8 protein-coding genes are annotated in these 12825 nt (G+C 58.5%); 7 read left to right on the forward strand and 1 reads right to left on the reverse strand.

Annotation, left to right across the window (positions count from 1 at the left end; all coding sequences use genetic code 11):
* The first annotated feature begins 96 nt into the window (after nt 1-96).
* Nucleotides 97-1935: an excinuclease ABC subunit UvrC gene (uvrC, locus tag GGR28_RS01040; protein ID WP_183493860.1), complete on the forward strand. Its 1839-nt coding sequence runs from the start codon at nt 97-99 to the stop codon at nt 1933-1935.
* A gap of 73 nt (nt 1936-2008) precedes the next feature.
* Here the strand turns inward: uvrC and GGR28_RS01045 are convergent, their stop codons facing one another.
* Nucleotides 2009-3022, reverse strand: a complete 1014-nt coding sequence (locus GGR28_RS01045; protein WP_183493861.1) for a mechanosensitive ion channel family protein — start codon at nt 3020-3022, stop codon at nt 2009-2011.
* 277 nt (nt 3023-3299) lie between these two features.
* Between GGR28_RS01045 and GGR28_RS01050 the strand changes: the two genes are divergently transcribed.
* The 6 genes from GGR28_RS01050 (at nt 3300) to GGR28_RS01075 (ending at nt 12818) form a co-directional block, all read left to right on the forward strand.
* Nucleotides 3300-6374, forward strand: coding sequence for a CHRD domain-containing protein (locus GGR28_RS01050; RefSeq protein ID WP_183493862.1), 3075 nt, complete (start codon nt 3300-3302; stop codon nt 6372-6374).
* Nucleotides 6375-6569: 195 nt separating this feature from the next.
* Nucleotides 6570-8495 carry a molecular chaperone DnaK gene (gene dnaK, locus GGR28_RS01055; RefSeq protein WP_183493863.1) on the forward strand — a complete coding sequence of 642 codons (1926 nt, stop codon included), beginning with the start codon at nt 6570-6572 and terminating at the stop codon, nt 8493-8495.
* 110 nt (nt 8496-8605) lie between these two features.
* Nucleotides 8606-9982 carry a glycoside hydrolase family 88 protein gene (locus tag GGR28_RS01060; RefSeq protein ID WP_183493864.1) on the forward strand — a complete coding sequence of 459 codons (1377 nt, stop codon included), beginning with the start codon at nt 8606-8608 and terminating at the stop codon, nt 9980-9982.
* 8 nt (nt 9983-9990) lie between these two features.
* Nucleotides 9991-10812 (forward strand): sugar phosphate isomerase/epimerase family protein, encoded by an 822-nt coding sequence (locus GGR28_RS01065; protein ID WP_183493865.1) that lies wholly within the window; start codon nt 9991-9993, stop codon nt 10810-10812.
* Between the two features lie 27 nt (nt 10813-10839).
* Nucleotides 10840-12033 (forward strand): Gfo/Idh/MocA family protein, encoded by a 1194-nt coding sequence (locus GGR28_RS01070; RefSeq protein ID WP_183493866.1) that lies wholly within the window; start codon nt 10840-10842, stop codon nt 12031-12033.
* On the forward strand, nt 12030-12818 hold the full coding sequence (locus GGR28_RS01075) for a 3-ketoacyl-ACP reductase (protein WP_183493867.1): 789 nt from the start codon (nt 12030-12032) through the stop codon (nt 12816-12818). Before GGR28_RS01070 ends, GGR28_RS01075 begins: the two co-directional genes overlap by 4 nt.
* Nucleotides 12819-12825 lie beyond the last annotated feature (7 nt).

A 12825-nucleotide genomic window follows, 5' to 3' on the forward strand; every position in this document is an offset into this window, starting at 1 on the left:
GTTTCCGCAAAGCTAAGCAGGCCGGGAGGGTTGTTGCTATAGAAAAGCCCCTTTAGCATGGTTAAACCGTCGGCGGTGAAGGGCGGTTCCTAAGCCATGACGACCGAAGATTTCAAGCGCATTGCCGACACCGTGCCCCGCCAACCGGGGGTGTATCGATTCATCAGTCCGGACGATACCATCATATACGTAGGTAAGGCAAAAACCCTGCGCAACCGGGTCGCCAGCTACTTCGGTGATCGCAAGGACCGACTGAACCGTACCCGGGTCATGGTGAAGAACGCCGCGCGCCTTGAGTTTACGATCGTCGAATCGGAGGCCGACGCCCTGCTGCTGGAAAATGCACTCATCAAAACCCACCAGCCCCGGTACAACATCAACCTGAAGGACGACAAAAACTACAGCTACATCTGCATTAAAAACGAGCGGTTCCCCCGGGTATTTATTACCCGTCAGGTGTGGCGCGACGGCAGTTATTACTTCGGTCCGTACACCAGCAAGAATCGCTTAAAGATCATTCTCGACCTGGTCAAAACGCTCTTCCCGCTGCGTACCTGCAACCTCAATTTGTCACCGGAAAATATTGCGGCCGGTAAGTTCAAGGTCTGTCTTGAGTACCACATCAAGAACTGTGAGGGCCCCTGCGTCGGGGAGGAATCGGAGGAGAACTACAACGAAAAAATCGAGCAGGTCAAAAACATCCTCAAGGGCAACTTCGTCGAAGTGAAGCGGCACTTTCAGGCGGAAATGGAGGAGCTGGCCGAGAACCTCGAATTCGAGCGGGCCCAGCAGATCGCCGATAAGCTAAAGGCCTTCGAAAGTTACCAGAGCAAGTCGACGATCGTGTCCACCAGCATCCGCGACCTCGATGTTTTCGGGCTGGCGATGGACGAAAAGGAGGCCTACCTCAACTACATCAAGATCGTAAACGGCGCGGTGATTCATACCCACACCCAGGAGATCGAGATGAACCTCGACGACGACGAGGAATCCTTACTCAGCTACGCCATTCCCGAATTGCGCGACCGCTTCAACAGCATCGCTCCCGAGATCATCCTAAACCACGAGCTGGAACTGGGGGGCGTCGACGCAACCGTTACCGTACCCAAGATCGGCGACAAAAAGAAACTACTCGACCTGAGTGAAAAGAACGCGAAGTACATGCTCCTGCAGCGCAAGAAGCAGCGCATCAGCAACGCCAATCGCCAGACGCCCGCCGAACGCATCCTGCGCCAGCTGCAATCGGACCTGCAAATGGACGAGCTGCCGATGCACATCGAATGCTTTGACAACTCCAACATACAGGGTACGAATCCCGCCAGCGCCTGCGTCGTGTTCAAGAACGCCAAGCCCAGCAAGAAGGACTACCGCCACTACAACATTAAAACCGTCGTGGGGCCGGACGACTTTGCCAGCATGAAGGAGGTGGTGCACCGTCGGTACCGCCGGCTGGTCGACGAGGGGGAGCCGCTGCCCCAGTTGGTAATTATAGATGGTGGTAAGGGACAGCTGAGTTCCTCAATGGAAAGCATCGACCTGCTCGGGCTCCGGGGAAAGATGACCATCGTCGGAATTGCCAAGCGGCTGGAAGAGATTTACTTCCCCGACGATATGGTGCCCTTACACATCAATAAAAAAAGCGAATCGCTGCGACTCATCCAGCAGTGTCGCGACGAGGCCCACCGGTTCAGCCTGCGGCATCACCGCAACAAGCGCAGCAGCGGCATGATGCAGACCGAGCTGACCAATATTCCGGGGGTAGGGGAGAAGACCGTGCAGAAACTGATCGCTCACTTTGGGAGCACGAAAAAGGTCAAAAACGCGCTGGCCAGCGAGATCGCGGAGGTGACTAATCTGAGTACGGCGAAAAAAATTATGGACTACTTCAGGCGGCAGGAGGTGAGTGAGGGGGAGGTGCCGAGGGATAGGGGGTAGGGGAGGCCGTTAGTACGGTAGTCAATTAGTAGGGTAGTACGGTAGTAGGGGAGTACGGTAGTCGGTTAGTATGTTAGTCGGGGGTGTTTTTTGATTGTTTGTCTTTGGCGTCTTGGATGGCTTTCCAGCGGGGTTGGGGGGTGGTGCCTTGTTGGGGGACGGGCCAGCCTTCGCGTTGTTGGGAGCGGTCGCCGTCGGTGGCTTCGGTTTGGTCGTGGAGGAGGTTGACGCGGGTTTCGTAGGGCATGTCGATCTTGGCTTCGTCGAGGGCGAGTTTGACGGCGGTGAGGACGCGGTCGTGCACCTTTACTACACTTGCGCGCTGGCTGTCGGTCCACCAACGGATGCGGATGGCGACCCAGCTGGCGGCGAGGTCCCAGGTGAAGACGTCGATGTCTTTGGCGTCTACACCCTCCACGCCGCGTACGGCCTTGCGGATGACCTCGGTGGCCTGATGGATGTCGTCACCGTATCCTATGCCTACATCGTATTCCGAGCGAATGAGTTGGTTGGCGGTTTTGACCCGGACGGCGTTGGTGTAGACTTCGCTGTTGGGTACGATCGCCCGTTCGTTGTTGTAGAGGTTGATGATGGTAGCTCGCGTTTCGATCCGCTCAACCGTTCCTTCGTAGCCGTTGACGACAATCTGATCGCCGATGTTGAAGGGTTGACGGAGGAGAAGTAATAAACCCGCCAGCCAGTTCTGCAGGATGTCCTTAAAGGCGAAACCGATGGCGACGGAGCTGACGCCGAGTCCGGCAATGAGGTCACCGGGGTTCAGGGTCGGTACGACGATGGTGGCTGCAATCAGGAAGCCGATCACGTAGATGACCCACTTGATGAAGCCTCCGGCGACGCGTCCTAGATTCTCCCGGTTCTTGTCTACGGTCCGTCGCTCAAACGTCCGGGCGACGAAGCGGGCAACGAAGATAAAGATGAAGAGGACAACGATACCTACGAGAATATTCGGTACGAGCCGTACCAAGCCGTCGACCCAGCTGTCGATCTTTTCCAGGATGGCTCCGGGGTTTAGGTCGATTTTTTCGGGAACGTCACTGGCGGTAGTGTCTTGCGGTTGGGGAAGCATAGGGGCTTAGATTACGGGAATAGAAGAGTGAGACGATTCATTAGTTCCCGATCGGGGCAACGAAACCTGGTGGCGACCAGCACATTTCGGTACGCCGGACCCCTGTCAGAAGTCGGCTACACGTCATTTAGCAAGGAAGTGGACCTATCGCGGCAAATCATTTATTGAATCGGAACTCACCAATCGGCGTACCTTAACTTTAGTTGCCGCGAATTGCGCCGTTTCCCACGGGGGGACGGCCGGCAGCACCCATCTTTCTAACCCATACCATTTCACTATGAGACAACGAACGTATACTCCCATCCTCACACTTATTCTCTTGCTCTTCGGATCGGCTGCCCTGTTTAGCCAGCTGCCGACCTCCGGAACGGCCAGGCTCAGCGGCCAGCAGGAAGTCCTGCCCGTGATCACCGCGGCTACCGGGATGGCCCGCGTAGATTTTGTTGCCGTGGGCACCGATCAGCTGCGGGTGACGGTCAGTGGGGAATTCAGTGATCTTAGTTCCGCGGTGGCCACCCAGATCAGCGGTGGAGCGCACATTCACGTCGGTTACCCGGGGCAAAATGGCGGAGTGGTGATTCCCCTGGTCCCCGAGCTTGCGGACGATTCACTGAGCGGCACATTTAACGAAGAGGATAATACCTTCGTCGTGCCGGTGACGGATTTTGAAGACGTCGACGTGGGGCAGGTGTACATCAACATCCATACTGCCAATTATCCCGGCGGCGAACTGCGGGGGGCGGTACTGCGGGACGGCCATGCGCCCTACTTCACCAATCTACTGGGGAGCAACGAGGTTCCGTCCGTGATCTCTTCCGGGTACGGGGCGCTCCTTTTGCAGGTGGACGAAGTCGAGAACGTGATGGTGGTCACCGGTTCCTTCCGTGACCTGAGCGACACACTGGCTACCCAGGTCGCGGGTGGAGTGCACCTGCACCTCGGACTTCCCGGCCAGAACGGTCCCGTGCGTATCACACTGAACCCGACGGTGAATACCGATCGGCGCAGCGGAGTCTTCGAGAGTGGCACGAATACATTTTCCGTTACCGAGGAGCAGAAAACGGCGCTGCGCAACGGTCAGATGTACGCGAACATTCACAGTGGGAGTCACCTGAGTGGCGAACTGCGGGGGCAGGTGCTTCCGCCCGCGGACGCCATATTTCGTGCCCACCTATCCGGTGCGAACGAGTGGCCCGTGGTCACCAGTGGTGGTTCCGGTCAGGTTCTGGCCCATATTGTGGATGAGAACCTGACCCTCGTGGGAAGTTTTTCCAACTTGGGTAGCCCCGTCGCGACCACCATTGCCGGCGGTACCCACCTTCATCCCGGTCTGGCCGGGGAAAACGGGCCCGTACTCCAGGCGCTGACGGTAGAACTCACCGCGGATTCACTGGGTGGAAGTTTTGCCAAAGCAGCGAATACGTATCAGTTGACGGAGGATACTCGTGCCCTTTTGCTGGGGCGGGAAATTTACCTGAACGTTCATTCCCAGGACCACCCTTCGGGCGAGCTGCGGGGTCAGCTTTTACCCGAAAGCCAGGCGGTGTTTACGGCCTTTCTGAACGGCAACCAGCAAATTCCCTCCGTAATCACCACCGGTCGGGGACTGGTCAAGGTCGAACAGATGGGTAGCCGGATGACGGTAACGGGAAGCTTCCGCGACCTGATGAGTGACCTGAATACCGCCATCGCCGGCGGCGCGCACGTACACGCCGGGTATCCGGGGCAGGCAGGACCCGTAATTTATCCCCTCAATGTCGCTTCGGACGACGATGACATGCAAGGTAGATTTATGCCGATGGACAACACCTTCGAGCTTACGGGTGATCGCCTGGATACGCTTACCGATCGTTTCTTCTACGTCAACGTACACTCGCTCGAGCAGCCCGGTGGAGAGATCCGGGGCAGCGCGCTGGCCGAGGCCGAGAGCTATTTCCTCGGTCCCCTCTCCGGGGCAAGCGAACCGCAGGGCGTACCGACCGACGCTACCGGAATGGTGGCTGCCGAAGTAACGGACAGCACCGTGATCCTGGTTGGCTCCTTCGCCGGACTTGACAGCGACTTTGCCGCAGACGTAGCCGGAGGGATGCACCTGCACCGGGCCATCGCGGGAAGCAACGGCGGGATCGTAGAAGCAATCAATACGGAAATAGCGGAGGACGACCGCAGCGGAGAAATTCACGCCGACAGCAACATGATCCAACTGACCGCTGCCGGTCTAGAGGCCATGCTGGACCGCATGATCTACGCTAACGTTCACACTGCCAACAACCGCGGGGGTGCCATTCGTGGCCAAATGCTACCACTGGCCGGCAGTTACTTCCACACGACCTTTTCCGGAGTCAACGAGCCAGCGTACGTAGCAACGACCGCCCAGGGAGGGCTTAAGATGGAATTAATCGATTCCACCCTGAAGGTATCCGGCAGCGTAACGATGTTGGAGGGCGACTTCGATGCATCGGTGGCCGGGGGTGCCCACCTACACCTGGCCCCGGCCGGGCAGAACGGTGGTATCCAGATCGGACTGAACGCCACGCCGGCGGAGGACCTTAAGAGTGCTACCTTCAGTATCGAGGACAATACCTTCACCCTCACGATGTCGCAGCTGGAAGACCTAAGGGGGAAACGGCTTTACGCCAACGTACACACTACCATGGTCAGGAGCGGTGAGGCCCGCGGACAGGTACTGGGTGAGTTGAACCTTCCCCCGGCGGCATCCAGCATAACTTCACCTACGGAGGGCGATAGCCTGGACTTGGCCGGCGATGCCGACGAGATGTTGCGGGTGATATATGAGTCCACGACCGACGTAGACGGTGATACGGTGATCTACATCTGGCAGTTGGCCGCGGATAGCCTGTTTGAGAATGTCCTCTTTGCGAGCAACACCGGTCGGGATACCTTTTTCGATTCGGATTACGCGACCCTGGACACCCTACTCGTAGGAAGTGGAATTCTTGCCGGTACCCCAACCGCCATCTACCACCGCGTGCTGGCCAGCGACGGAAGCAACTACCGTCCCGGACCGGCCTCCTCGATTGTTGTAACGCGGGGAGACATCGTAGGCACCCGGGATTTCCGGCCCGACGGATTTGCCGCGCGCATGTACCCCAATCCGACGAGTGCCGGACGGGGCGCTTCCCTGGAAATCGAGACGCGCCAGTCCTTCCGGGGACGGGTCTTCGTCTATACGCAACTGGGCCAACTTCAGCAGGAAATCTTCGTCAATCCCCAGCCGGGCAAACAGACGTATTTGCTGGAGACCTCAGCCCTTGCCGCCGGCACTTACTTCGTGACCCTCAGGAACGAGGACGGGCGGCTCATTCAGGCATTGCGTCTGGCGGTGCAGTAGTTCTAATACTGTAGGCATCGAACAGAGGGGAGGCACGAAAGTGTCGCCCCTCTGCCATTTTGTCAATACTGGCAGGTGGAATTGGGCCGGCTGTTTGCCAACTTGCCCGGCACCCGCGACCCCGCCCACCCCTGGCACGGTGGTTGCACGTTACGGGCCGACAACAGTGTCACACAACTATTAATAAACAATCGTATGAGCAAGATTATCGGAATTGACTTAGGTACGACCAACTCATGCGTGGCGGTAATGGAGGGCAACGAGCCCACCGTGATCTATAACGATGAGGGCCGTAATACGACCCCTTCCATCGTGGCTTTTCTGGACGCCGGAGAACGCAAGATCGGCGAGCCGGCTAAGCGCCAGGCAATTACCAACCCCACGCGGACGGTCGCATCCATTAAGCGGTATATGGGACAGCGCTTCGACGAAGTGAAGTCGGAAGTAGACCGCAGCGCCTACAAAGTAGTAAAGGGCGACAACGGTCTGGCCCAGGTAGAGATCGACGGACGTAAGTACACGCCCCAGGAGATCAGCGCCATGGTGCTGCAAAAAATGAAAAAAATCGCCGAGGATTTTCTCGGTCAGGAAGTAACCGAAGCCGTCGTAACGGTTCCCGCTTACTTCAACGATTCCCAGCGTCAGGCCACGAAGGAGGCTGGTGAGGTAGCCGGACTCAACGTCCGCCGCATCATCAACGAGCCCACTGCCGCGGCCCTGGCCTACGGTCTCGATAAGCGGAGCAAGGACATGACAATCGCCGTCTATGACCTCGGTGGCGGTACGTTCGATATCTCTATTCTCGACCTAGGTGAAGGCGTATTCGAGGTAAAATCCACCAACGGCGACACCCACCTCGGTGGTGACGACTTCGACCGCGTGCTGATCGACTTCCTCGCCGAGGAGTTCAAGAAGCAGGAGAATATGGACCTAAAGAAGGACCCCATGGCCCTCCAGCGCCTTAAGGAAGCCGCCGAGAAAGCCAAGATCGAGCTGTCCAGCACGACCGAAACCGAAGTCAACCTGCCCTACATCACGGCGGTAGACGGTGTGCCCAAGCACCTGGTCGTCAAGATCAGCCGCGCCAAATTCGAGCAGCTCGCTGACGAACTGGTTCAGCGTACGCTCAAGCCCTGCGAGAAGGCCATGAACGACGCCGGTATTAGCAAGGACGAAATCGACGAGGTGATCTTGGTTGGTGGTTCTACCCGTATCCCCGCGATCCAGGAAGCCGTCGAGAAGTTCTTCGGCAAGAAGGCCAACAAGAGCGTGAACCCCGATGAGGTAGTAGCCGTAGGTGCCGCGATCCAGGGTGGCGTACTGAGTGGAGACGTACAGGATGTGCTCCTCCTCGACGTAACCCCGCTGAGCCTCGGTATCGAGACCATGGGTGGTGTATTCGACACGGTGATCGAGTCAAACAGCACAATCCCCGTCAAGAAATCCAAGGTGTATTCCACTGCCTCCGACAACCAGCCCAGCGTGGAGATCCACGTGCTCCAGGGTGCCCGTCAGATGGCCAAGGACAACCGCCCCATCGGTCGCTTCGTACTCGGTGACATTCCCCCCGCCCCCCGCGGCGTACCCCAGATCGAGGTGATCTTCGATATGGACGCCAACGGTATCCTAAGCGTAACCGCCAAGGACAAGGGTACCGGTAAGGAACAGTCGATCAAGATCGAAGCCGGTACCGGACTGAACAAGGAGGACATCGAGCGCATGAAGGCCGAAGCAGCCGCGAACGAAGAGTCCGACAAAATCGCCCGCGAGCGCGTCGAGAAACTGAACGGTGCCGACCAGCTGGTATTCCAGACTGAGAAGCAGCTGAAGGAATTCGGCGACAAAATTCCGGCCGAGAAGAAATCGGTCATCGAGTCCGGTCTCAACGACCTGCGCGAAGCCCACAAGGCCGAGGACATCGCCAAGATCGATAGCGCGACCGAAGCACTGACCGCCGCCTGGAACGCAGCCAGCCAGGATATGTACCAAGCCCAGCAGGACGGCAACCCAACGGCGGACGCCGCAGGTGCCGGAACGGACGGTGATGCCAGCGGCAGCGCCGGAACCAAGGGCGCGGACGATGTCCAGGACGTCGAGTTCGAAGAAGTCGAAGGCAAGTAAGTCCATCGCTTCCCCTTTAGAGCTAAAAGCCCACTGGTCGCCCGACCGGTGGGCTTTTCTCATTTATTTACCACTCAGTTGCTATTTTAGCCTCCAACTCACCGACATTCATGCAAATAGATTACAACCTGCGCCTCCAGGACCTGCAAGGCAAAATGGATAACTTCTGGCGCCTATCCGGGAAAAAGATCACCTCGATCGAGCAGGATTACGACGAGAGCCAGGGCACTCCCGTCTTCACCGCAGCCGGCAGGTATACCACCCGGGGATGGACGGAATGGACCCAGGGCTTCCAGTACGGGTCGTCCATTCTCCAGTACGACGCAACCGGCGACGAAAGTTTCCTGGAGTACGGTCGGAAAGGAACCACCGAGCGCATGGCCAGCCACGTCAGTCACTTCGGCGTGCACGACCACGGATTTAATAACGTGAGCACCTACGGTAACCTGTTGCGACTGATGCGCAACGGGAAGATCGAGCCAAACGACTGGGAGCGGCACTTCTACGAGATTGCCCTGCAGTTGAGCGGTGCCGTACAGGCCCGGCGGTGGACGCCCATCAGCGACGGCGGCGGATTTTTGTACTCCTTTAACGGTCCGCATTCCCTCTTCGTCGATACCATTCGTACCGTGCGTGCGCTCGTCGTGAGTCATGAATTAGGGCATTCACTGATGGGGGACAACGATCTGAAAGTCAGTTTGCTCGAACGATCTGTTCAACACGGACTGGCAACCGCTCGCTTCGCTATTTACTACGGCGAGGGTCGGGACAGTTACGATGAATGGGGAAGGACCGCCCACGAGAGCATCTTCAATACCAACGACGGCAATTACCGCTGCCCGAATGCACAGCAGGGCTTCTCCGGATTCACCACCTGGACCCGTGGACTGGCTTGGGCGATGGCCGGATTTCCCGAGCAACTCGAATACCTTTCGCAGCTTGATCCTGAGGCACTCGAAGCGCTCGGTGGCTTTGAGGAAATTGAAGCAGTCTACCTGAAAGCGGCCCGCGCGACCTGCGATTTTTACCTTGCCAACACGGCTACCGACGGCATTCCGTACTGGGATACCGGCGCGCCCCGACTCCACGAACTCGGCGATTACACGACGCGACCCGCCGACCCGTACAATGAGTTCGAACCGGTAGACAGCTCGGCCGCCGCCATCGGTGCCCAGGGACTGTTGCGGCTGGGCCGCTATCTGGAACAGCGCGATCCGGAGGCGGGAAGAACCTACTTCCAGGCCGGCCTCACGGTACTGCGGACCCTGCTCGACGAGCCGTATTTGAGTACGGATGACGGCCACCAGGGGCTTATCCTACATTCCATCTATCACCGGCCCAATGGGTGGGACTACGTGCCCGACGGGGCCAAAATTCCTTACGGCGAATCCAGTATGTGGGGTGATTACCATGCGCGCGAAGCGGTCCTTTACGCGGGCAAACTTCTGGCGGGTGAGGATTACCGCTTTTTTGACTGCGTCCGATAATTCCCGCCATGCCCACCGACTTATCTAAACTCTGCGTACACACCATCACGACCAAACCCTGGTCGCTGGACGTTGCCGTTGACAAGTACGCCGCGGCGGGAGTCGCGGGAATTAGCGTCTGGCAGGATGCGGCTACCTCAGTCGGGCTAACCCAGGCCCGACGCATCCTGGAGGCATCTCCCCTGGAAGTGGTCAGTTACGTGCGCGGCGGCTTTTTTCCCAACCATAGCCGTGAAGAGCGCGCGCGCGCGCTTGACAAGAACCGGCAACTGATCGACGAAGCCGCTACCCTGGGTGCCCCGCTGCTAGTACTAGTCTGTGGTGCCGAGCCACGGCAACCGCTCGCCGAAAGTCGGCGGCAAATTCAGGAGGGCATCGAAAGCTTGATCGATCACGCCACGAGCAACGGAGTGAAGCTTGCCATTGAGCCGCTCCACCCGATGTACGCCGACACCCGCTCGGCCATCAGTACCCTCGGACAGGCCAACGATATTGCTGAGGCCATCGATCACCCACAGGTTGGAATTGCCGTCGACGTCTATCACCTGTGGTGGGACGACCGTCTGGAGCAGGAGATTGCCCGCTGCGGCAAAAACGACAACCTGTATGCCTTCCACATTTGCGACTGGAAGGTGCCAACTTCCGATATGCTCCTCGACCGGGGCCTGATGGGGGAGGGCTGTATCGACGTGCCCCTGATTCGCTCCTGGGTAGAGGCCGCCGGCTTCCGGGGATACAATGAGGTCGAAATATTTTCAAACGATTACTGGGCCATGGAGCAGGACGATTTCCTGGCGCGCATCACCGACGCCTACCGCGCCCACAGTTGAACCTAACTTCCGAAAAGACAACCGTAAATGAATCAATCCATACCCATACTTCCCGACCAACCTAAACCTGCCGGACAGCGAACCGTCGGCATTATCATGAACGGTGTGACGGGCCGGATGGGAACCAACCAGCATCTCCTGCGCTCGATCGTCGCCATCCGCGAGCAGGGCGGGGTATCGCTTCCGGAGGGCGGAACTATCTACCCGGAACCCATTCTAGTGGGGCGCAATGCGGAAAAGCTCCGTGCGCTCTGTGAGCGCACCGGCATCGAACGCATGACCACCGACCTCGACGAGGCCCTGGCGGATGATTTCTACGAAATCTACTTCGATGCCCAGATCACCGGACGTCGGTACGGGGCCGTGAAACGGGCGATCGAGGCGGGTAAGCACGTGTACTGCGAAAAACCCACGGGTACCTCCACCGAAGAAGCGCTCGAACTGTACCGCCTCGCCAAGGCGGCCGGGGTGAAACACGGGGTGGTGCAGGATAAGCTCTGGCTCCCCGGTCTGCGCAAACTAAAACGACTAATGGAGGCCGACTTTTTCGGCGACATTTTGAGCGTACGCGGTGATTTCGGCTACTGGGTCTTCGAAGGCACGTCCATCCCGGCCCAGCGCCCCAGCTGGAACTACCGGAAGGAGGACGATGGCGGGATCATGGTCGATATGCTCTGCCACTGGCGTTACGTCCTGGACAACCTGTTCGGTAAGGTAGAAAGCGTCTTCTGCCTCGGTGCCACCCACATCCCGCAACGGATCGACGAAAACGGTAAACCCTATAGAGCCACCGCCGACGATGCCGCCTACGCCATATTCGAACTGGCGGGTGGGGTAGTGGCCCAGTTCAATTCCAGCTGGGTCACCCGGGTACGCCGGGACGATTTGCTCACCATCCAGGTAGACGGCTCCCGCGGTTCCGCCGTAGCCGGTTTACGGGAGTGCCACGTGCAGCACTACGGCAACACCCCCAAGCCGGTCTGGAACCCCGACGTGAAGCAGCCCATCGACTTCTACGAAGATTGGTCGCAGGTGCCGGAACAGGAAGCCTACGGCAACGCCTTTAAAGTCCAGTGGGAGCTCTTCCTGAAGCACGTCGTCCTGGACACCCCGTTCCCGAACGACCTGCTGGAGGGCGCAAAGGGCGTACAACTCGCCGAACTCGGATTGAAGAGTTGGGAGCAGCGGTGCATGCTGAACGTAGAGGACCTGGAGATATGACAAACGCTGAGCACCAGCCATCGGCCTTTGTCACCGGCGGAAGCCGGGGCATCGGACTAGGTATCGCCCGCGCGCTGGCCACTGCGGGTTATGCGCTGGCGATCAACGGCATGCGGCCGGAAACTGAAGTAGGGGATGTTCTCGCGGAGCTCCGCGCGCTCACGGATCAAGCGGTGCACTACGTCCAAGGAAACATCGGCTACGATGCAGATCGTGAACGAATGGTTGACGAAGTGTATACCCACTTCGGACAGCTTCACGTACTGATCAACAACGCCGGCGTGGCGCCCCGCGAACGGGCGGATGTGCTGGACATGAAATCCGAGAGCTACGATCGGGTACTGGAAATAAACTTACGGGGTCCCTTCTTTTTGACCCAGGCCATCGCCAAACGTATGGTGGCCGACCGGCGGGATAGAGACACCTTTTCGGGATGCATCATCAATGTGGGGTCCATCTCCGCGACGGTAGCCAGCATCAGCCGTGCCGAATACTGCGTATCGAAGGCCGGAATCGGTATGATGACCCGCTTATTCGCCACCCGCCTGGCCCCGGAGGGTATTCCGGTATATGAGCTCAGGCCCGGCATCATCCGCACCGACATGACCCAGGGGGTTACCGAAAAGTACGACCGGCTCATCGCCGATGGGATCACCCTGCAACCCCGCTGGGGCTATCCCGAAGACGTCGGTCGGGCCGTGTCAGCCCTGGTCCGGGGCGACTTTCCTTATTCCACCGGTCAGGTCATCATGATCGATGGTGGGCTCACCCTGCCCAGGTTATGAAAAAGAC

Origin of the sequence: Neolewinella aquimaris (assembly GCF_014197245.1) — a bacterium.
GTDB classification, from domain to species: domain Bacteria; phylum Bacteroidota; class Bacteroidia; order Chitinophagales; family Saprospiraceae; genus Neolewinella; species Neolewinella aquimaris.

Excerpts from the sequence above, each read along its gene's own strand:
- dnaK (WP_183493863.1), top strand. The coding sequence starts at position 6,570 with ATGAGCAAGATTATCGGAATTGACTTAGGTACGACCAACTCATGCGTG.
- GGR28_RS01065 (WP_183493865.1), top strand. The coding sequence starts at position 9,991 with ATGCCCACCGACTTATCTAAACTCTGCGTACACACCATCACGACCAAA.
- GGR28_RS01070 (WP_183493866.1), top strand. The coding sequence starts at position 10,840 with ATGAATCAATCCATACCCATACTTCCCGACCAACCTAAACCTGCCGGA.
- uvrC (WP_183493860.1), top strand. The coding sequence starts at position 97 with ATGACGACCGAAGATTTCAAGCGCATTGCCGACACCGTGCCCCGCCAA.
- GGR28_RS01075 (WP_183493867.1), top strand. The coding sequence starts at position 12,030 with ATGACAAACGCTGAGCACCAGCCATCGGCCTTTGTCACCGGCGGAAGC.
- GGR28_RS01060 (WP_183493864.1), top strand. The coding sequence starts at position 8,606 with ATGCAAATAGATTACAACCTGCGCCTCCAGGACCTGCAAGGCAAAATG.
- GGR28_RS01050 (WP_183493862.1), top strand. The coding sequence starts at position 3,300 with ATGAGACAACGAACGTATACTCCCATCCTCACACTTATTCTCTTGCTC.
- GGR28_RS01045 (WP_183493861.1), bottom strand. The coding sequence starts at position 3,022 with ATGCTTCCCCAACCGCAAGACACTACCGCCAGTGACGTTCCCGAAAAA.